This is a genomic window from Bartonella sp. AA23NXGY, from assembly GCF_042197165.1.
Classification (GTDB): domain Bacteria; phylum Pseudomonadota; class Alphaproteobacteria; order Rhizobiales; family Rhizobiaceae; genus Bartonella.
Genome location: NZ_JBHIRO010000012.1, coordinates 25,103 through 47,122 on the forward strand (window position 1 = coordinate 25,103; position 22,020 = coordinate 47,122).

A 22,020-nucleotide genomic window follows, 5' to 3' on the forward strand; every position below is an offset into this window, starting at 1 on the left:
CACTTTTTGATATTTTTTAAGACAAAAGAAGAATATCAAACTGAATGGTCTCCAAAGACTTCGCGCTATTCATATTGATATGTAATGGACATTTATGTCTTTTATACAGTTTTTTTATGAAATATTATCAATAAGTTATAGTAAATTATAGGATTCATTTTTAGGACTATCTTTTGTAACATTTTAAAACAATTGGTGGGCGCAATGGAGATAAAATGATTGGCATAAAGAGTTCTGTTGGAAGGCAAAAGTTTACGCGTTTTTAGCCGGTAAGAGCCAGCGATGAGGAACGACTAACTTTCAAGCTGCGAGCTTGGCATTGTGCTTCTTGGGTGTTCTTTACTGTATTCGCAATTTCTTTTGCTTTGCTTTCCGATGTCCCAAGGAGGCACGCTAGTCTGGTATGGTCTTTTTCTTGTATGGCTTTACGATCTTCTGAGGATAGACGATTGTGTAGTTGTCGTGAAAAGGTATGGAGTTCTTGTCGCAGTGAATGAGAATGCAATAAAGCTTCCCTTTGTTGTTCTTCTGGTAAGGCAAAAAGGTTTTGTAAATTTTTTCTAGGTTTTTCGACAGTGTGGTTCAGGCGATTTTGTTCTCTTTGGTGTTGCTCTAGAATTGCATCTTTTGTTTGTTGTGTTATTGCGCCATAATTTTTAAGGGCTTGGCTGAGTTGTGGAACAGCCTGTTCGGCTTGTCTGCGATTTGAACTTTTCATGCCAAGTATTTTACTCCCTGCAAATTTAGAAATTGATTGAGGGTTTTGTAAAATTTCATCGGCAAACTGATTTCCTAAGTTTGGAGCTACCGTTATGATATCTAATGTTGTCTTTAAGGTGTGGGTTTTACCATAAACAGTCTTTGATAAATTTTCGATTTCTTTTCGACTCCCTTCAACATAAGCGTCATTTGAAATCCTTTCAAATAACTCTTCATCGGTAAGAGGGGCTAATGTTTCTTTTGGGATCAGTGTTTCTTTTAAGCTTTGAACGTTGGTTTTTTGAAAGCAGAGGCGGGCACCGTTTTGTAATGTTTTGACTTGTTCTGGGGTGAGATCATCTTTGTGTCCGACGACGAAAGCCCCTTCTATTTCCATGACAAAACCTTCTGCTGAAAAACCTCTAAAGACGCCTTCATAGGTTACATCTTCCTTTGCTGCAACAACAACACGATCGTTAATTTCATCCAGTCCAGCGTTTCTCATTTGGGAGACAAATTCTTTTAAAACAAGGGATTTTTGCGGATGGGTGATATCTTCAAAAAGATCTTTCATCGGTTGGGGATTGCCATATTGCATGGCTTCAATACAGGCTGCTGTCATGCGTCCTTTTGTGATGAAAGAAAAATCAATGGTATATCCTGCTGCTTGTCCAAGTTTTTCCATAAACATTCGATTGACGCGCCCATTCCCTTTTCTAAAAGGATGTGCGTGCTCGAGCGCCATAAAAACTTCAGCGGCATTTTCAGCAAATTCTTGGCGCGATAAACCTTTTAAATTGTTCTTTTCATTAAGTGTTTTTTCGAGTTGTGTGAGTTCTTTTTGAATCTGCGTTCCAATAGCAAAAGGAATTTCATAACCTTTGGGACGCATCGCCGGCATATGGGCAGAGGTGCCGTCTTCAAATGTAAAGGATGTATCGCGGGTGTGGCCCGCCCATTCAAAAGTTTTGTAGAAGAGGCTCCAGTGGATTAGTTTTAGATAGGAAGCATCAAATTTTCGTGGGGGTGGTTCATGGCGAAAATTGACGGCTGCTTTAGTGACGTCATGGGTACTGCGTTGATACAGTTTTTTAGGGTCTTTGATGCCATATTTATTTTTGAGTGTTTTGGTTCCTTTATATAGATAATTTTGCTCTAACATGTAATCTCTCCTAAGTAGGTAGGGTGGTGGTTGATGAGCGTCTTAAACGCTGCATGTGAAAAATTCCCCTTCGCGTATTCTTTTGAGATTTTGGTTGTTATGAGAGGGAGCACTTTTCCCTCCAGTGTATGGGATGTATCAATCGTTTTGTGATGCTTTTGAAAAGCTTTTCTGATGTTTCCTTTGTTTATTATCTTGTACTGTAAAATGCTGGTATTTAGGACGCTGATATGAATCCCATAAGTAGTCAGAAAATGGATTTTCTATAAATTGACTCTGGGTAAAGTCTTCGTTTTTTGAGGTGTAAGGAAGAGGTCAAAAAGAAAAATGTTGCTTAAAATTGTTTTTTCCTTTAACAAAGTTGTTTGCAAGAGCGCTTTGATGAGGAGCGTGGATATAGCGGGTGTAATCGCTCTTGGTTAGCGGATGGTGCTGGTACTTTTCATACACAGCTCTCAGATTGGTGAATCTATGGGTAAAAGCAGTCATCAAAAATTTTTCTCCATTATGTTTTTCTTATTGTTCCATATGAATATCTTGCCATACGAACATCTCTTTTGTGTATTTTTGCAACAAAATGTTTTTTATTTTTGTATTGTTGCTCTTATTATATTGCGCTGCTTTAAGATCCATAAGAGAGGAAACCCTTTCTTTGGTTGGGGAGAAAAGCCTTTTTCAGCGCTTTATCATTAAAATAGAACACTTTATGATATCGTAAAGAGGGAAAAGCTTGTATAAGAATGATTTATTCATTTTGATGTATATCTTAAATATTTTTTGGGAAAAATCGATGTTCTTGAGTGTAGGTGTTTTGAGAGTTGTTGTCTCAAAGATCAACCGTTTTTTTTTCTTAAGTCTTGATATTGGTGATTAGCGTTGTGAAATGTTTTTGCTTGTTTGTAGGGGATAAATTATAAACAAAAAGCTTTGTAGGAATGTATTTTCAGGACGCTCTCAAGTGGAAATGTTGGTTTGGTTATAGGTGATTTGAGGGGGGGGACTTTCTTGTAAAGACGATGGGTATTGGTAAAACGATACACAAAATACAAAAAGGAAAAAACACGGATTTTTTATCATGTTTTCCTTATGTATGAAGAAGCGGTCAAAAACTTTTTGTTAACGGGTTTTAAAAAAATAGAAATGTATGTTTTTTTTGTGGTTGGTCTTTTCATAGTCAAGATCTCATAATAAGAAGTTAGTTTTTCTTTTGTGGAGCAACGCGGTTTTTTGCAGCTGCGGCTAACATTTCTTTCCTTCTGAAATAGATGGCGCAACCACATCGCGAAGGGGAGCCTTGCATCAGAATAATTTGTTCATCTTGACGCATTTCTCGAATAACTTCGTGGGGTAAAATGAGTGCTCTTTTTAAAATATTCATATAACCACGAAAATCGACTCCATCTAAGACAAATAAAATAGGCTTTTGTAGCTTTCGTCGGTAGTAATCATGACGTTTAAAAGGAATTAACAATTATCCTGTCCAATTGCTTTGGATATGGTGTATATGCTATGTGCAAAATTGGTGGTAGGGCGCTTAAGTAGTCTGTTTTTTGCATGTATGATAAGAATATTAAAATATCTCTTTCACATAGGTGTTTAAATCAAAAAAACAAAGTTTCATATTTTTTAGTTGGCCATAGCAAGTGTATTTGAACGATTTTGTGTGCGTGTGTAGAATTGGCTATGAGTGTTCCTTGCTTTTTGAACAATGTCGGTAATTTCTCGTGCTTTCTGTTCTGATATACCAATACTTTGTGCAAGTGTTTCATAATCTTTGTTTGTGATCGCACTACATTCGTTTGATGAGAGACGATGTTCTAAACTGTTTATAAAAGTACGGAGCTCTTGGTGTAATTGAGGAGATTGAGACAAGATTTCTCTTTGTTTTTCCGGTGATAAAGCAAAAATATTTTGCAAGTTTTGACTGGGATTCTCTACCGCTTTTCCAAGGCGTTCTTGTTTAATTTTATGGTCTCGAGTGACTATATTATAGGTAGCTTCTACAGTATACACATAATTCTCAATTGCAAGAGAGAACACATCAAGATAATTTCGAGCGTGTACACGTGCCGGATTTTGTAGACCGCATATACTAAAACCTGCAAGAGGAGAAACAGAGTGCGGTGCCTGTTTAATCTGATTAGCAAACTGTCTGCCTAATTCTGGATTTTTAATAATCTCTTCTATCTGTTCGTTTAATACGTTTGCGTCACCATAAACAGCTTTTGCGTAAGCTCGGACTTGCTTTTGAGCTTTGAGAACGTAACTATCTAGCGCAACTGTTTTGGCACATTCACTTTTTGTGAGAGGCGCTAATGTTTCTTTTGGAATAAGCGTGTTTTCAAGCTCTTTGCTGTTGGGGGCGGTAAAGGTAATGATATCACCAGGTTTTAGTGTTTTTAATCGTTCTGGTGTGAGATCATCTTTGCTACCAATGATGTAAGTTCCTTGCATATCGAGTATAAAACCTTCTGAATAACAACCTTTATAAGTTCCTATATAGGTTTCTCCTGCCTTTGTTGCCATAACAAGGCGATCATCCACGTTGCGTCCCGTATTGTTTATGTGGTCCATAAATTCTTTTAAAAGACGTATTTTGGGGGGATTGGAGATATCCTCAAAAAGATCTTTCAACAGTTGTGTATTGCTATATTGCATTGCTTCGCTACAGGCAGCCATCATACGTTTTTGTGTGACAAGCGAAAAGTCAAGCTGATGTCCTGCAGCTTTGGCAAGATTTTCAAAAAAGACTTGTTCTGTGTGCTCATTGCCATCTATGAATGGGTGGATTTTGTGAAGAGTATAAAATAGACTCGTTGCTTCCTTGACAAATTCTTCGCGTGTTAAGCCTTGCAAATTGTCTTTTTCGGCAAGCGTTTGATCTAATTTTTGTAAGAGTTCAGGGATTTCTTCACCGGTTGCAAAATTATTGCCCCATTCCATTCTTTTCATTTCTGGCATGGCGGCAATGCTATCGTCTGTAAATGCGAAGGGGATATGGCGCAGATGTCCAGCCCATACAAAGGTATTTTTAAACAATTGTTGGTGGATATGGCATAGATAAGTTGAATTAAAATATTCTGGCAGGGGTTCTGCACGCAGATTGATCATGGCTTTTTGCCTATCATGTGAGCATTTTTCCAGAAAGCGTTTTAAATCTGTTTCTCCATATCTATTTTTGAGAATTTGGGTACCAAGATAGATATAATTATGGGGTGAGGGAATTCCTTTTGTTTTTTCTTTTGCTTTGGGCATTGTTATATTCCTTATAATGTTACATTGTCTATGAGAGTGTGTTAAACTTTTTGTTTGAAAATCCCCCACGCATATTGTTTTGAGATGTTGAGACTTGGGTGAGGAAAAAATCCCTCAAATTCGTAGGTGTTTTTGAGTGTATCAATCTTTATCTTGGCACTTTTTTCTTTTACTGAGAGAGAATGGTTCATTTGGGTTGTTTTCATGCATATTGTCTTTTAATTTTTTTGTAGAAAAATTTCCCTATAAAAGCGGTGCCTTCAAAAGTTTCCTGATAGGATTCTCAAGGCATAGATATGATTGGTATTTATTATTTGGAGATGAGGAGAGTGCTTTATAAAGAAAATTGGCATTGGTAAGCACAGGCATAATACCATCATTTAAAGACTTTTCCCCATATTTTTCTTGTTGTATCAAGCGGGAATTCCTTCTTTATAGGCTTTTATGAGATAGAATCTCTGCTTTTATCCTTTGATGTTTTTGTTTTGATGCATGGCCTCCATTAGAGGGTGTTTTTTAGTTTTTCTTTTGTGGAGCAAAGCGGTTTTTTGCAGCTGCGGCTAACATTTCTTTTCTTCTGAAATAGATGGCGCGTCCACAACGTAAAGGGGGTTGTCCTTGCATAAGAATAATTTGTTCATCTTGACGCATTTCTTGAATAACCTCATGGGGTAAAATCAGGGCTCTTTGTTGGTAATTGACGTTGTATGAACTTTTTCCTAAAGATAAGCCTCTTGATTTGTTCGTTCCGGTTACTTCAACGGTCATTTGACCACAGCGTTCTGAAATGTCTTTGGCAGTTTGGAGATCTTTAATGGCAGCATAGCTGACAAAGGAACAACTTTCAAACCATGAACGTGCTCCTGCTTCTCCAAAGTGGTTGACCAACTGGCCAGAGGATTGATAGAAGAGCATCAAGGATGTACCGTATTTACGTCCACGGTCGCGGGCTTCTTCTAAAATATTCATATAGCCTAAAAGATCAACTTCATCTAAGACAAATAAAACACGCTTTTTATAGTTACCGTCTGCTGTAACCATGGCATTGAGAAAGGCGCCAATAATCACACGTCCAATAGCTGGATAACTGTTTAAAATGCTTGCGGGGAGATTGAGAAAAACATCTGTATTGCCATTGGTAATATCTGAGGAAAAAAAATCATCTCCGCAGACAAGATCTGCATAATTGGATAAAGAAAGCCATTGGGTGTCTTTTGAGGCGGTGGTATAAACCCCTGAAAAGGTTTGTTCTGCCATTTCTGTAAAAATACCAACCATTTCACGAATAAAAGGAGAAGGTGTTGTTTCTTGAATCATGCGTAATTGATTAACAACAGCTGTTTCTGATTGAGAGAGAATACCACGCAATGTTTTTAAATTGCGCTCGCTGTCTTCATATTCATCAGAAAATACAACATGAGCAAGAAGAGCTGTTAATAGATTATGGGCTTGTGTTGAGAAATATTCCGCTGAAGAATTGTCTGATTTTTTATCTGTAAGAAGCAACTTTGAAAAGCTTACAATATTCGCTTCGCGTTGTGTGCGTGGTACGCTGTCGTCTAAAAGCCAATCGATGACATTAAAGTTTTTTGTTAACAATGAGTTGGGATCGAGAACAATGACATTTCTATTTCCCATTTTTTGACGCGCAAATTTGACCATTGGGGCAACTTCTGTTGAAGGATCAAGACAAATAATAGACCCTGGATAGGTTAAACACGTGGGAACTACTGTACTTGTTGTTTTATAGCCACCAGAACCAGCAAAAAAGATCATATGAGTTGAACCAAAATCAAGATTAAAGGTTAGCAAAGGGGCTGTTCCACCCTTTCCCCATGTTGTTTTATTGCTAGGTGCAAAGGGAATGTTGCACACATTATCTTGATCGACACGGTATCTTTCACCCACAACAATTTGCCCATTGGCAGGAAAGATTTTTGCTGCCTCTCTTAAATTCATCCAAGCGGCCTCACCAAAAATACCTTTTTTTGCACGCTTGACCTTACTTTTAGGGGGAAGGGTTGTTACGAATTGAATGATGGAAAAAAAAACACCAATGATGATGCCAAAAACAACCATGGGGTCCATGAATTGAAGAGCATAGCCCCATGTTATTCCTTGTTGGCCAACATAGGGACTTAAACGTTTTATTTCACCACTAATATAGTAAAGAGCGGTTGTTCCAAAAAAGACAACGGAGACAAAAGTGATCATTTTACGCAGGTGCAGTTTTTGCGAGAGACTATACAACAATGAAACAGCAGCCGTTAGTGCTAAGACTAATAAAGGCTCAGAACGAAGTGTCCAATAAATTTGATCGCTTTTTAGTCCATTTGTTATAAACAATAAAAAATGAGGGACAAGGAATATCGTTAAAGCACCTAAAGCGATCGGTGTTAAAATGAGTACCATTTGTGTTTTGGTATATTTCATTGTATTTTACTTTCAATTCTGTCAGAATATGTTGCGAAGTGCTCTTTTCCAAGTGTGTGATATGAACTCTCATCTCTTTTTGCAAAGGTGCAGATAACGCCAAACAGTTTTCGTTTATGAGCCTTTCTCATTAAGGAGGAAGGTTTTGTCTATTCTTAGCAGGCCATAGCGAATGCTTTGGAACGGTGCATTGTGCATACTTGTGCTTGCTGGTGTACTTCTTTGGTTTGCTTAATAATTTGTGTAATTTGTTTGGCTTTATTTTCTGATACACCAATGCTTTGAGTCAATGTTCCATAATCATTATTTTGAACTGCGTTATGTTCATTTGGTGAGAGACGGGTGTTGATCTTTTTTACAAAGTTGCTGAGCTCTTTTTGACATAAAGGATTTTTTGCTAAAGCTTCTTGCTGTAATTCTTTTGGCAAGGCGAAGAGGTTTTGTAAGCTTTGACTTGGCATTTCTACCATTTTTGCAAGGCGACTTTGTTCTGTTGCATGTTCTTGCGTAATTTCCTTTTCAGCATGTCTCACTGCATGGGCAAAATTTACAACGGCAGTACAGAGCATCTCAAGATGATTTTTAGCGTTTGCACGTGCCTGATTTTGTAGTCCACATAAACTGAAACCGGCAAGATGAGAAATAGAGTGCGGTGCTCTTTCAATCTGGTTGGCGAGCGGTTGGCCTAAGTTTGGATTTTTGATGATTTCTACCATCTGTTTGTCTAATGTTTTTGTACTACCATAAACAATTTTTGACAATTGCTGAACCTGTTTTAGGCTTGCGTGGACACAAGAATCTTCTGCAACCATTTGGGCCGTTTCATTTTCTGTCAAAGGGGCTAATCTTTCTTGTGGAATGAGAATGCTTTCAAGCTTTTTTGTTTTGGGAACGGTAAAAGTAAATCTATCACCAGGTTTTAATGTTTTGAGTTGTTCTGGCGTGAGCTGTTCTTTATTGCCGATGATGTAAGCGCCTTTCACATTGAAAGCAAAGCTATCATAACCAGCACCCCTATAGGTACCTGTGTAAGTTTCACCTTCTTTTGCAACCATAACAGGACGATCATTAACATTGCGCCCAAGTTCTTTCATGTTGTTCATGAATTCCTTTAAAAGAAGTATTTTATTGGGATTAGAGATATCTTCAAACAGATGTTGCATTGGCTCTAGGTCACCATTTTCTGCTACAGCAACACTGGCGAGCATCATGCGTTCTTTTGTAACAAGTGAAAAGTCAAGCTGATGCCCTGCGGCTTTGGCGAGATTTTCAAAAAAGACCCGTTGTGTACGTCCATTTCCTCCCCTAAAAGGATGGAGTTGGTGAAGGAAGTTAAATAAGCTTATTGCTTCAGCGTTAAATTTCTCACGTGTTAAGCCTTGCAAATTATCTTTTTCGGCAAGCGTTTGATCTAATTTTTGTAAACCGTCTTGGATTTCATCGCCGAGTGCAAAAGGATTTTCCCATCCTGTTCTTTTCATTTCGGGCATGGCGGCTGTGGTGCCATCTTCAAATGTAAAGGGGAGATGGCGCAGATATCCAGCCCATTCAAAGGTATTTTTAAATAAGTGGTGATGAATAGAGCATAGATAGGAGCTATCAAACTTTTCTGGTAAGGGGGCTTCACGCAGATTAACCATTGCTTCTGCTGTATCATGTGAGCATTTTTCCAGAAAGGATTTTAAGTCTTTTATTCCATATTTATTTTTGAGTGTTGTGGTGTTTGGGTAGACATAATGATGGGGAGAAACTGTCTGTATATTTTTTGTCTTTGCTTTTGCTTTTGGCATTGTAGCTTCCTTATAATTTTACGTTATCCATAAGAGTGTTAAATTCCTCGAGTGAAATATTCCCCTTTGCGTATTCTTCTAAAATTTTGAGTGTTGTAGGATGAAGCGCTACTCCCTCTATCGCATGGGTGCTGATGGCTGCTTCAACGGCTTCACGGCGTTTTTTTAATTCTTCTTCTGTCATCGATAAAAGGTTTTCTCTATTTTCTGTTTCGTTGATTTTCATGCATTTTTTCTCTTATTTGCAATCGTTGCTTTAAAAGAACCTTTGGCAGCCGGTGTGATCTTCTTTTAGTCACCTCCAAAGATGTTTCGTTGTTTGAAGGGATCGTAATAAATTTCTGTGACCTTAAATTTTCCTTCAATCCGTTTGCATTGGATGATGATATCAATCATTGAAATCAACAGGCCTCGAATATCATCACGCTCTAAATCACCACCGCCTTCACTTTCTTTGACCAAAAGGGTCATCTGCTCAAAGGCTGCAAGGGCTGTTGATGCGTGAACCGTCGTAATGGAACCTGGATGGCCTGAATTGACATTGCGGATATAATAAAAGGCTGTACCATCTCGAAGTTCTTGCAAAAGAATACGATCAGGACGCATCCGTAAAGATGATTCAAGCAACTCTTTGGGGCCAACGGAGGCTAAGCCTTGTCCATCTTTTGAATAGAACATTGAGACATGGTTAGGGTGTGGTATCACCAATTCTTGCGTGTCTTCAATGGTGATAATACGCTCTTCTTGAGGGATTTTGGCGATTAATGCTTTTGATAATGTTGTTTTACCCGAACCGGTTTTTCCCGCAATTAAAATATTTTTCTGGCATGCTACAGCTTGATTTAAAAAAGAGACAAAGTCTTTATTACAGTAGGCATGAGCTAAGTTATGCTCGATGATTTTGAGTTCGTTAAAACGAGAATGATAGTCATGCAAGGGCGTGAAAGAGACCTGTTCACAGAGCGAGAAGAGGCCCTTATTTGCGAGCTCTTCGAGAGAAAAACTCTGCGATGACGGTTTGCGAATTGTCATACTAATCGTGTCTTTTTCGACAGCGGGTGGAATGACAATTTGAATACGCTCATTGCCTGGTAGCGTTGCAGATAATATTGGGTTTTTGTCCGATATGTTTTGCTTGGAATAGGATGCTACAACTTTCGCAATCCCCATAAGCTCATTAAAAGAGAGCCCCGGTGCTTCTATTGTTTTCCATCCATCAAATCCTTCAATCATGACTTGATAGGGACGATTGATAACAATTTCAAAGAGTCTATCATCTTTCAAAAAAGCACTGATGGGTTCAAGTTTTGTGAGAACAATCGCAACGGTTTCATCGCTCATGGTATGTAAGTTTGAGTTCATTCTAAAGTTACCGCCGAATTTTTGTAAAAGTTTCTTGAAACAGCTCGATTGATAATCTGTTTTTTGTTTTCGATGACTTTCAATTTATAAACGCTGGAAAAATCTAAATCGCGGGCAACAAAGATATTCACCATTTCCCCTTGGTTTTTGGATAATGTTGGAGGAATATTGGCGTAATTTTCTACGAGAATGTTTGCGATGTTTTGTCCTGAAGAGATTGTTTCAGTTTCTTCTTTTTCCTGTTTTTTTGATAAACGTTTATTGGCATAGTGTGTTGCATCTTTTATTAGTGAGACAAGAAGCGCAGACCCAATCCTCTCGAGCCAATGGTTATCAATATCTCCATCCATACCAGAACGCCCTAAAGCATCCGTTGCCGGTGAAGCTAAAGATATAATGATACCATTGGGGGTTTTTGCTCTATTCCATAGTACAAAGAGACGTGTTTGGCCTTTTTTCAATCCGGCGCGATATTCACCAACAATTTGGGTGCCTTTATCAAGAAGCACAACACGACCATTGTCTGATAAGATATCTCTGGAGATGATACAACTGGCAAAACCTTGTTGATCACTGTTGATGGCTGTTTCTAAAATACAAGGAATAGAAGTTCCCATCGCGATGATGTAGTTTCGATTGCCAAGGGTTGAAGCACGAATACCTTCAAGCACTGTGGGTTTGAGAAGATGATTAAAACGTTGTGTCGTTTCATCAGGTTTGCTTTCAAGTTGGTGAGGCAAAGCACCATTATTTGTTTGTGAATCTATTTTGCCTTGTTGTGTACTTGCATAAGCTAATACAGGAGCACGTTGTGCTGCCTCCAGCAGTGAGTTATCAGAATTTAATTGATTGATGTTTGGTGTTGGTAGCTCGACTTTTGGTAATAGAGCGTTATTTCGTTGAGGCTGTTCAAAGGGGGGAGGGGTAGGCTTTGCAGGATGAAAAAGCTCTGTTTGTTTTATAACTTTTCCTTCTTTTGAAGATTCAATTGGTTGCTTTTTGTCTGTAACAAGTGTTGAATAGGCTAAATAAAGACAGACACTGAAAAGAATAATAAGAGCAATAGCTTTCCCCACATTGTTCTGTTGACTTTTCCCTTGAGCATTTTTTATTGTATCGCGATCATTAATGCTTTTTTCATCCACGGTGTTATTCATGGCTGCTTCCTAGGTTCACTTTACGTTGTACAGATGGTGATGTCGTACCTGTTTCAGGATTAATTCCTTTTGGTACGAACCTTTTGTTAAAGATGCACAATACTTCATTCCCACGTCGTAGCGTGAATTGTGCAGCTGTTGCATGAACAATAACCTTGTTGCCTTTAATCGATTTGGGAATAAGCGCTTCTTGCCCATCAGGCGATACAATGTAAATGGCAGGGATTTCAATGTTGCCTAAAAAGGTAAAGGTTGTTGTTTTCCCATTATCATAGACAGAAGCAGGTTCAATAAGAGATGAGCCTTGAGCTTCATAAGCCCAATTGCGTGGTCCAAAATCTTCATGGATATTTAAAATATCATTGACAAAGTTTTCTTCACGTTGTTTTTCTTTTTCTGCTTCGGCTAATTTCTTACGTAAGGCTTCATCTTCTGGATAACGAAACTTTACCAAGAAATACGTCTCATTGCCGGCTGAAACATCGCCTTCACGGACTTGTAGCTCGAATTGATAAGAGCGTTGTGTTCCATCTTGGCGGCTTGTGACAATTTGTAAATTTGTCACAGGCTGAACTTCACGTGGTTTGAGAAAAACAAAGTGTCCAGCCGGTGCAACTTGCCAAGCAACCGAATTTCCAATTCCTACATAGGTTACTTCTTCATCAACGGCAAATTCTAGTTGAACCGAAGAGCGAATGGAGCCAATGATTTGTACGACGTTGTAGGGGTCATAATTGACAAATCTGATGCGGTTATCTTTACGTGCACTGACAGGCGCTGTTTCCGCAAGTGAGAGAGCTGTGTGAAAGCTGACAGTGATCGTAAAAATTAAAGAGATTGTTTGTAAAAGTCTGATCATTTTATTACCTCTGGATCAGATCTATATTCCGATACTTGAAAACCAAGAGGGTTGATAAGACGATCAGACGTTGAAATGTGTGCGTTCACGTAGGAAAAATTTAAGATTGAAATCCAATGGGAAATATTTTCTTTTTCATTCAAGTCTCTGATCGTTTTATAGTAACGAACTTGGATAAGATCTTTACTTATAAAAGAGATTGATTTGATTGTGATCGTAGCAATCATGTTATGATAAATATTTTGCGGACTTTCTGGATTATTGCCCGCGTACCATTTTGCAAAACGGTTTTGTTCTTTTGGAGAAGATAAAAGAGAGACTAAGCGAAAATTGTTTTCTGCTTCTGATGCTTGAAAACCTTCACGAGCGCGAACATATTGGCTGGCAAAATAACGCGTTATCGCTTCATCATAGTCGTTAGGGGATTCTTTTAGGGCGCTTACAGTATCAATAATACCTGTTGAGTTATCAACGCGGATAACAAAAGGCTCTACCGTTTTCAAAGGTGTCAAAGCTGCGACAGCTAAAGCCAGCGCAATTGTCATCAATCCAAAAAGCACTGTTAAAGCCATGGAGATTTTCATCCGCACGCGCATGCTATGCATGCGATCAATGTCAAATGAGCGCGCTTCTTTTATATATTCTTCAAGGGCATCACTTTTCACGCATAACCTCCACAGTTTTATCAGATCGTGCTTCATGAATAACCGGCTTTAATAAAGCTGAATTGGCTGTTACTTTTTCACTTTCCAAAGTATTGAGAATGATGGGAGTGGTAACAGGCTTTACACTCTTTTCTGGGTAGACAATGTTTTTATTGTCCCAATTCCACTTATCTTTATTTAAAGCGCGTGTATGTTTGCCATTACAGCGTGGTGGTTTTTTAGGGCCACTCAAAGAGGCACAACCAGTAAGAGCGATTGTTAGGACCATAACAAAAGTTATTTTTCGTTTCATTTTTTGAACTCACAAATATCTTGGAATACAATGCATGAGAGCCTTTGTTCTGAACATTTTTACAAGTTTATGTGATGCAAGGTTTTGATTGGTTTTATTGTTAGACCCAAGATGTTAGATCTTATCTGGAACAGGATCATGGCGTGTACGCCAAAGGGCGCACACAAGGCAAAAACAAAAATGCTTATTCTTTTAAAGAGGTGTTTTATCTTAAAATCGACCACGACCGCCTCCAGATTTACCTGCTTTTGCTGCCGCCCCTGCCGCACTTCTAACAGCGTTACCGGCAGCTCCTGAGATTTGTGAAGTAGCACTTTTTACTGCATTGCCACTCGCTCTTGCACCATTGGAAAGCATTGTAAAAATCTGTCCTCCTGAAGAGACACCAGCGTTAAAGTATGGTCCGCCAGAGGCCAGCGCTGTTGCAATACCAGGAAGCGCACGGAAGATAATAACTCCTATGATCGAAATGACGATGACAGGGGGAAAAAGAACATAAATTGATTCATATGAAACTTTGAGAACCTGTAGGATAACTTGACATATAATGGTTCCAAGCATGATTACGAGAACTTGTAAAATGGTAAAATTGATCAAAGTTGTAATCCATGCATCGGAGTATTTTCGCGTTGCATTGAACAAATACAAACTAATGAATAGAGGCCCAAGACCTATAATCATGACGAGTGCAACTTGTGCAAACATTTGCACAATAAAACCACCTATACAAAAAAGAATAACCGCGAGAAGCATGATAGAACCAAGAAGACCCACAATGATCTTTTCAAAAAACCAAGCATTGTATAAGACTTCTTGATAACGTGAACTTGCCTTTAACAAAATATAATCAAAAACATTGGAGCTTGCAGGATTACTGTTAAGCGCATTCCCAATAGCATTGGATAAATCATTGAAGAAAATATCCTTGACATAAGTATTAAATGTATCCGCATTCGTTGCCATTGTTGTAACAACAACGATTTTAACAACATTATTGAGAAGACTATGCATGGAAAGCGCAACACGACCTGTCATAACATTATAGCCATAAAGAAAGATAAAAATGATTGCGGCGAGATTTAAGGGCGCTGAAATAGCAGAAGATAGCCCACTCACCGTTGTGTCCATCACATTATCGAGGGGTTTTAAAATATACCCAGAAACGCTTTCAAAGGGAGAAAAACTAAAGTCTGACATCTGTACGCGCACTTTCAAGTTTTTCTTTTAATTGTTTTTCTTTTTCTTTTAACTGTTTTTCAATATGTTTATGCTTTTGTTGTTCCTTTTCTTCACGCAATTCGTCTTTTGTTTTCGTATCTCTTGCTTGAATCATATCAAGAGACTGAAGTTTTAAAGAATTCACTTGAAGATCGGCTTGAAGAAGAGAAAGTTTTATTTGAAGCTCTTGTTGAAGGGCTTGCAATTCTTCAGGCTTAGTGTCTTTTTTTGATTGAATATTTTCAAATTGATGATTTATTTCTTTGATTTTATTTGCAGTGTCAGTTGCTGTTTTATAAATAGTTTCAGCTGTTTCTGATTTTGCAGCATTTAATTTTTGTGTGTTCTCGAGTGCTTGTTTATAATATTCATCTACATCGGGTGTCGTTTGTGATATTGCATGAGAAATAAAAGAAAAAGATAACAGTGTAACTAAGCCATATTTTTTCATTGATTTTTTCTCCTTTGATAAAATATGGGCAGCCATTTGTCAGGGTCAGCTCCATATTCGTTGATAATTTCATTCATGAGTTCAATGTTTTTTGTTGTGCCGCTTAAAACGGCGATCTCATCATTCATTCCACGTAAGTTAAGTTCTGCAACGACGGAACTTTGTCCTTGTTTGATGAGAAAACGACGGGATTCTCTGCTTAACTCTGACTGTATCAGTTCAAATTCACGCTCAGTAAGTTTGAAAGCTTCGACATAATCATTGTAATTTGCTTTTTGATTTGGAAAAAATATTTGGGTGGGGCATTGCTCAATGATTGTGTGCGCGATTGTTGAGTTCAAAGCATCTTTAGGGCTTTGTGTTGCAAAGAGCATCATGCCATTTTGTTTACGAATTGTTTTTAGCCGATCTTGCGCAAAAGCTTTAAATGAATCATCTTCTAAAGCTTTCCAGAATTCATCAATGACGATAATGATGCGCCGCCCATCAATCAGATCAAGAATGCGGTGAAAGAGATACATCATTAAGGGGCGCCGAATTTCTTCATTATCTAAGAAATCGGTCATGTCATAGCCAATGAACTGCGCATTTAAATTGAGATCATCTTGGTCATTATCAAAAACCCATCCTAAATCATTGCCTCTAATCCAGCGTTGCAGCCGTATGGCAATTCCTTCTTTGGATGTGTTGTCAAAAAACAGTTGAAGGGCACCAAGAGAGCGCTGGGTTGGGGGTAAGTTTTCCAAGGAATCAATGGCTTTGGCGATATCTTGTCGCTCTTCTTCTGTTACGATTTGCCCTTCAGCGGTCACCAGCTTTAAGATCCAATTACGAAGAAAGATTTTATTTTTTTCGGTGTATTCCATGCCCTTTAAGGGAGCAATACCCGTGGGCTGCCCATTTTTTAAAGGTTTGTATTTCCCTCCTCCAGCCCGTACAAAAATCTCTGCTCCTTGATCTTTATCAAAAAAAACCATAGTTGGATTGTGTTTTTGTAATTGTGCAAGAAGAAAATTAACAATCACTGTTTTACCAGATCCTGATGGACCACAAACAAATGTGTTTCCAAGATCGCCATAATGAAAATTAAAATAGTAAGGTGAACCAGCCTGTGTTTTTAGCAATGCGACAGCAGCTCCCCAAACATTATCGTTCAGTTTGCCAACAGGGAAAGAATGGAAGGGCGATAAAGCAGCAAAATTTCTGCTGGTAATGGCGCCTGAACGCGCACGATAGCTAAAGTTTCCAGGAAGCTGTGCCCACCATGCTGCTTCCAATCCTAAATCTTCTCTGGCAATCACGGCTCCCCCATTGGTTAAATGGGAACGTGCTTTTGATAAGTTTTCAGACAATATTTTGGGATGATCAGCAAAAACAGCTAAAGAAATGTGGTGTTCTCCCAAAACAAAACGGTTTGATTCTAAATCATCTAGCGCTTCATCCAGTGCATCGATTTGTGAGCTAGCACGGTCAGCTGCATTGATCATTTGATTTTGTTTGCGGCTCATAATCGCACTGGCGGCTGCCTTACTTTTAAAGACAAAGGATTGTGTTAAAATGAATTCAAATGGCACCGTAAGCAGACCATCAGTCATACCTGGGCGTGTTTTAGAAGGATACTCTTTCCATCCAAACATGCCCACAAAGCGTTCATTGCTTTCATGGCGAATTTCGATAATTTCTTTCCCAAAAATAACACGATCCGAGTAAATTGTTGAAGCAATAGTTCCAAATGTGAGAGGAATACGCTCACGTCTTCCCCCCACTAGCTGGTGGAGAAATTCACTTTGTTCGGCAAATAAAAGTCCTTCATGTTCATAGATTGATAGTAGACGGACTTCATACTCTTCCAAACCTTGCATAAGATCTTGACTTAACTCTTCGAGTTTACGAATAGCTTCTTCATCGGGCTCAGATTGTGTTTTCTTCGCTTTGCTCAAGCGCTGAAAAAATGAAACCAGCTTTTCTGTTTTATCCGCGGCCGGATTCCAAACCAGTGAAATAAATAGATCATTTCTATACAGTTCTTGCGAAACCATTTTCTTTTTATATTTTTCATCTAATGTTGTTGCAAAAGATGAAAGAAAATGACCTTCTGGGTATATCGTTTCACGGCGGCGGATGATGTGAGAATATAAAGCAAGCCGTTCATCTGCGATATTTTTTAAAAGGGTGTTTAATTGGTTGTGTAAAGAATTTAATTGATCAATATCCGCGGTGTCGAAATTTATACCCTCAACAGCCATCACAACCATTAAACAGCGTGAATTTAAAGCAACGACATGTTGGTTGATGTAGCGTATATAGGGAATATATTCTTCAGGCAAAGTTTCCCGTTTCATTATTGACATCTGTTTCACCAATTTCGTTCCTTCAGCTTAGTTCCTTATAAGTGCGGATAAGGCGTAAAGGGGAGGTTGAACCTCCTCCCCATCGGTTGAGGTTTTTTTGTTTTCCTCGGGTATTGAGCCATGCAAATAATACGCGAAATTGGTTGTGATCGTACTTTGTCACTTCTCGCAAAATAAAGTGTATCCCAATCCCAAGACCAAACATGGTAAAATCACTGGTCAAAATGAAAAGAATGGATGTCGCCATGACATTGAGCGCCATGGCTTCCATTGTAACACCAGCAAACATGGCTGGGCGCGTACAGGCAAGGAAAAGAGTATCTTCGTTCATTTATGTTGTGCCCGCTAATTTACCGACAAGAGCAGGGGCACCAAAAACAATAGCAATCCCCAGAACACAGTAAGCTGCTTTGCGTAAATCAATAAAGCCGTACATCCAGCCAATCCCCACAGCAGCAACACATATAATAGCAATAAGCTTTGCCGTTGGACCCGTCATCATTGTGACAATGTTGCCTAAAACACCATCAAGATTTCCCAGACCACCTCCACCAGTAGTAGAAGAAGCAGCATAAGAAAAATCAGATACAAAAACTGCCGTAAAAAGCAGCATGGTCACGATAAAAATGATGTTTTGGAATCTATTATCTGTCATTTTACCTCTCTTTAACAAATAATATTTGTTCATATGTCGACATTCCATTGCCTCTAACAAACTGGAAAGTGCTGTCATTTGATGACAGTTTAATTCTTCTCGTTTGTTTGTTTTAAAAGCCTTGATCGTGGATCTGTGCACTCTCAAGCTCTTCTTCGTAAAGAGACAGAAGTCTTTTCAAATTGAGATTGTGTTACATGAAAATGGCAATTTTAAGTTGTGTATATTGGTAAAAATAACAATATTAAAATAATTAAAGAAAGAATATCATTCTTTACAAAATGTAGTTAATCTGCAACACTTATATTTGGATTTTTTCTTTAAAAACAAGGGGATTGCTGATCAATAATCTGACATGATAGGAAAAAAACGAATTTTTTGAGCGAGCGTGTTAAGAGATGCTATTTAAATTGATTGTTATTATTTACATTATGGGGGCTACGGTGTGGGGATTAAGCCAATATAAAGATAAAATGGATTTCAGCATTCTTAAAACATTTGAGACGCAAGATATCCAAGATATTGTTGATCTCTATCGAGAAGAAAAAAAGTTGGGTAGATCTATCACCAAACAGCAATTAGAAAAAAATGAACCAGCTCTCGATTTGCAGAAGAGTGTTTCATTAAATGATGTTGCAAATAATGCTGTTGTTTTTCATGGTAAGGCTTCTGTTACAAGTGGGGTTACATTTAAATTACTGACGCCTGCTGCACAATCTTGGCGCTCACATATCTCCCGTGATATTCATCTTTATGGTGTTGACACATGTGCACCCCGTCAAAAAGCAAGATTAAATGATCAAGAATGGCCCTGTGGTGCGGTTACAACGGCTTGGCTTGTCACCAAAACACTTGGGCAGGATTTATCCTGTAAACAGGCTTTGATGCACAATGGTGTTTATTATGCGCAATGTTTTGTTCAAGGGGTTGATTTAGCTGAGGAAGGTCTTAAAGAAGGTATGTTGGTACTCTCAAAAGAGGGGAAAAATCCTATTCCAGCCCAGTATCATCATGCGGAAGAAAAAGCACGTGGCAATAAGATTGGTCTTTGGTCGAGTGATTTCACTGAACCTTTAAAATGGCGGCGAGATAATGGATCCTATAACCCCTTTGCTAGTCCATGATTGGTTTTAACGAACATATTTACTTAAATTTTTATAGAGAAAACTTTATCAATAAAATTGTACCAAATCGTAGAGCAAATTTGAATAAACGGTGAGATTATTTTCGTTTAGGAAGTAAATGGATGGTACTTTCCTTTTCAAGGGAGGGTTGCTTTCAAAATCGCTTCTCTATTTTTACTTATGTGTTTTATAAAAGCGGGAAAATGTCATTGTTGGTGGCAAAGCATTTTTGAGTATTTGTGTTTGAAGGAGAAAGTGAGGCGATAAAAAACGCTCAAGAAACGGATTTCTAGAGCGGTGTTGATAAAAGTAAAAAATAAACAGACCCAAAAATGGTGTAACGTTTGATATAACGGATAAAATCTTTCACAATGCCTTAAAAGAATTCATAGCAAAAGTTTTTTCATCAGAATTTTTGTCTTCAGGATTGGATCACGTTTTTTACTTCTTTAAAAGTGATCAATCTGTTGCATTCCTTGAAAAGCTTTCATAATTATCTGCTTTTAAATTCAGACTTTCAAATGATGGATGGATTTCAAATAGACTCTATACGAAGAAATCTTCGTAAAATGATTTGCATTGCTGATTGTTTTCTATATATCACAAAACGTTTCTATTTAGGCCTCGATGGAGGAACAATAATCAACATACAAATAGGTAAAAAGAGTTCATACTTTTTTGTTATAGCTTTGTGGTTTAATGATCGTGAGACTTAAGTCTTATAATGCTCATAGGCTTTTTATAGGGCTAAGGGCGATGCCTATTGCAATGTAACTATTTGAAATCAGTTGAACAAAAGCATTAATGCGCCTTCTGATTTCATCGTTTGTATTCAGTTTGGGCTCTTTCCCTTCTTATTGTATTTTATGACAAACTCATACGATGGCTATTGTGAGCTCTTCTTGCGTTACTTTACTCAGAGTGTTCACTTTGAAAGCAAGCAAGTGGATAGTGGGGCTGTATTCTCATACAGTGTGAAAATTCAACCCTCATTTGGGGGGGATAATATTAACAGATAAGGTATTTAAAGAGGAGTAAAATGAAAAAAATTATTTATTATGCATGACTCTATTATTCGTCGTGGGGTGTGAAAAACCTATAGCGTAGAAGATTTAAAAAAAGATGCAAAATTAAGAGAAGAATGGGGAACGAAGTGTTCTCTTTCAGGACAAGCTGTTAAGGAATCTAAAAACTGTCAAAATGTTTTACAAGCAGATACTGAAATGTTTTTCTCGCCAAAGCTTGATGTTACAGACCGTGGTCATGCATCTCAACAGTAAAGTGTGATATAAAAATTCTAAAATAAAGAAGTTACGGCTTAACGAATGCTCGCTTCTTCAATTGTTATAGCGGAATTTTTTTATCATTTTTCATCTTTCAGATGAGCTCCCCAAATCATATTCGCAATCCTATTGTTTGTTTCAACTTTATCAGATTGAGGATTATAATCATGAGAGAACTGGATAGCATTGTCTTATAGAAATATCTCTCAAGGTATCCAAGCCTATTTTGCGACGCTGTTCGTAAAGGGTATATAAAAAGCAAGTAAAATAAAATAGTTATGTCTAATATGGGGGAATAGGTGAATCTTGATTCTATTGAGTTTTTTTGCCTCTATCCCTCATCTTTTTGAAGCTTTTTTATCGCCTCTATAGCTAACCTTTTACGGTCTGCGCTCTTTGTGTAAAGAGATGCCATAGCATCATTTGTCCAGCCAAAGAGTGCTTTCAATTGTGATACTGTTGCACCAGAGTTAGCTGCGCGTGTTGCTGCTAATTTTCTTAATCCATGCGCCGATTTTTTAATTCCAGCAGCATTACAAGCGTCTCTAAATGTATCGCCAAAGCTTTCTTTGGAGAGTTTTTGATTAGTTTTACTACAGATGAATGTTTCTACTCCAATAGGACCAGCTTCAAGCGTTTTGGCTAATTCCGGTAAAATAGGTAGAAAGACATCTGTTTGGAATTTACTTTTCTCTGTTTTGAGATGAATAATATTGTCTTTGACATCTTTCCAGCCAATGCGAACCGCATCACCACGACGCAAGCCCGTATACAAAAGGACATCAATCCAGACACGTTCATGGGTACCATGGGACCATCTTTGATAATATTTCTCAACATCTTCTTCTGTCCAAACAGGAAAGCCGCTTTTATTTTTAAGAGGAGGTTTTTTGACGCCTAAAGCTGGATTATTTTCCAAAAGACCTTGATCAATTGCCCAATTAAAAAGTCCATTAAGGGCTTTCAGAAAGTTTCTAGCCATTGCTGGTGTTTCTTTGCGCCGTTCAACACCGGCTATGATATGTTTCTTTTCAATTGCTTGGTATGGAATATTTCCTATGGAGTCGCATATCTTCATAAGAATGTATTCTTTTTGTTTCTTTGTAGTATTAGAGTAGCTATGCCAATTAGAGCTGTTAAAGTATTGTTTAAGCAGCCATGCAAATGAACCTTCAACAAGTTTACCAGTTTTTGATTTAGGAAGTATAAGCCCTTGTAACTCGGCAAGTGCGCTTTTGTAGTTATCAACAAACTCTTGCGTTCC

General features: G+C 38.1%; 17 protein-coding genes and 2 pseudogenes. 2 read left to right on the plus strand and 17 right to left on the minus strand.

The window, feature by feature from the left end:
• Positions 1-262 precede the first annotated feature (262 nt).
• The 16 genes and pseudogenes from ACFINY_RS07225 to ACFINY_RS07300 form a co-directional block, all read right to left on the minus strand.
• The gene (locus ACFINY_RS07225; RefSeq protein WP_375700952.1) at positions 263-1,861 is read right to left on the minus strand and encodes a BID domain-containing T4SS effector; all 1,599 of its coding nucleotides are present in this window, start codon (positions 1,859-1,861) and stop codon (positions 263-265) included.
• 1,195 nt (positions 1,862-3,056) lie between these two features.
• A pseudogene (locus ACFINY_RS07230) lies at positions 3,057-3,239 on the minus strand (type IV secretory system conjugative DNA transfer family protein); the annotation flags it as partial.
• Positions 3,240-3,487: 248 nt separating this feature from the next.
• Positions 3,488-5,116 carry a BID domain-containing T4SS effector gene (locus ACFINY_RS07235; RefSeq protein WP_375612186.1) on the minus strand — a complete coding sequence of 543 codons (1,629 nt, stop codon included), beginning with the start codon at positions 5,114-5,116 and terminating at the stop codon, positions 3,488-3,490.
• Positions 5,117-5,632: 516 nt separating this feature from the next.
• The gene (traG, locus tag ACFINY_RS07240) at positions 5,633-7,549 is read right to left on the minus strand and encodes a Ti-type conjugative transfer system protein TraG (RefSeq protein ID WP_375612187.1); all 1,917 of its coding nucleotides are present in this window, start codon (positions 7,547-7,549) and stop codon (positions 5,633-5,635) included.
• Between the two features lie 155 nt (positions 7,550-7,704).
• Positions 7,705-9,339 (minus strand): BID domain-containing T4SS effector, encoded by a 1,635-nt coding sequence (locus ACFINY_RS07245; protein WP_375700953.1) that lies wholly within the window; start codon positions 9,337-9,339, stop codon positions 7,705-7,707.
• 10 nt (positions 9,340-9,349) lie between these two features.
• Entirely contained in the window at positions 9,350-9,565 is a 216-nt protein-coding gene (locus ACFINY_RS07250; RefSeq protein ID WP_375612189.1) for an antitoxin VbhA family protein, read from the minus strand.
• 65 nt (positions 9,566-9,630) lie between these two features.
• Complete coding sequence (gene virB11, locus ACFINY_RS07255) at positions 9,631-10,701, minus strand: P-type DNA transfer ATPase VirB11 (protein ID WP_375612190.1); 1,071 nt, start codon at positions 10,699-10,701, stop codon at positions 9,631-9,633.
• Positions 10,698-11,858 carry a type IV secretion system protein VirB10 gene (virB10, locus tag ACFINY_RS07260; RefSeq protein WP_375700954.1) on the minus strand — a complete coding sequence of 387 codons (1,161 nt, stop codon included), beginning with the start codon at positions 11,856-11,858 and terminating at the stop codon, positions 10,698-10,700. Before virB10 ends, virB11 begins: the two co-directional genes overlap by 4 nt.
• On the minus strand, positions 11,851-12,717 hold the full coding sequence (virB9, locus tag ACFINY_RS07265; RefSeq protein WP_375612192.1) for a P-type conjugative transfer protein VirB9: 867 nt from the start codon (positions 12,715-12,717) through the stop codon (positions 11,851-11,853). Before virB9 ends, virB10 begins: the two co-directional genes overlap by 8 nt.
• Entirely contained in the window at positions 12,714-13,418 is a 705-nt protein-coding gene (locus ACFINY_RS07270; RefSeq protein WP_375610599.1) for a virB8 family protein, read from the minus strand. The genes virB9 and ACFINY_RS07270 overlap by 4 nt, the downstream gene beginning before the upstream one ends.
• The gene (locus ACFINY_RS07275; RefSeq protein WP_375610598.1) at positions 13,372-13,674 is read right to left on the minus strand and encodes a type IV secretion system protein VirB7; all 303 of its coding nucleotides are present in this window, start codon (positions 13,672-13,674) and stop codon (positions 13,372-13,374) included. Before ACFINY_RS07275 ends, ACFINY_RS07270 begins: the two co-directional genes overlap by 47 nt.
• A gap of 210 nt (positions 13,675-13,884) precedes the next feature.
• A complete protein-coding gene (locus tag ACFINY_RS07280; protein WP_375610597.1) occupies positions 13,885-14,871 on the minus strand; it encodes a type IV secretion system protein in 987 nt (328 codons plus the stop codon).
• Positions 14,858-15,343, minus strand: coding sequence for a type IV secretion system protein VirB5 (locus ACFINY_RS07285; protein WP_375610596.1), 486 nt, complete (start codon positions 15,341-15,343; stop codon positions 14,858-14,860). The genes ACFINY_RS07280 and ACFINY_RS07285 overlap by 14 nt, the downstream gene beginning before the upstream one ends.
• A complete protein-coding gene (locus tag ACFINY_RS07290; protein ID WP_375700955.1) occupies positions 15,340-17,694 on the minus strand; it encodes a VirB4 family type IV secretion/conjugal transfer ATPase in 2,355 nt (784 codons plus the stop codon). Before ACFINY_RS07290 ends, ACFINY_RS07285 begins: the two co-directional genes overlap by 4 nt.
• A 22-nt stretch (positions 17,695-17,716) precedes the next feature.
• Positions 17,717-18,025, minus strand: a complete 309-nt coding sequence (locus ACFINY_RS07295; protein ID WP_273723684.1) for a type IV secretion system protein VirB3 — start codon at positions 18,023-18,025, stop codon at positions 17,717-17,719.
• On the minus strand, positions 18,026-18,349 hold the full coding sequence (locus ACFINY_RS07300) for a TrbC/VirB2 family protein (RefSeq protein ID WP_375613587.1): 324 nt from the start codon (positions 18,347-18,349) through the stop codon (positions 18,026-18,028).
• 398 nt (positions 18,350-18,747) lie between these two features.
• Here ACFINY_RS07300 and ACFINY_RS07305 point away from each other — a divergent pair, with 398 nt between their 5' ends.
• Positions 18,748-19,473 carry a hypothetical protein gene (locus ACFINY_RS07305; RefSeq protein WP_375638527.1) on the plus strand — a complete coding sequence of 242 codons (726 nt, stop codon included), beginning with the start codon at positions 18,748-18,750 and terminating at the stop codon, positions 19,471-19,473.
• A gap of 1,151 nt (positions 19,474-20,624) precedes the next feature.
• Positions 20,625-20,753: pseudogene (locus ACFINY_RS07310) on the plus strand (hypothetical protein); the annotation flags it as partial.
• A gap of 334 nt (positions 20,754-21,087) precedes the next feature.
• On the opposite strand, the gene ACFINY_RS07315 reads toward ACFINY_RS07310, so the two are convergent.
• Positions 21,088-22,020 (minus strand): tyrosine-type recombinase/integrase (locus ACFINY_RS07315; RefSeq protein WP_375700956.1); only part of this gene is annotated, 933 nt, incomplete at its 5' end.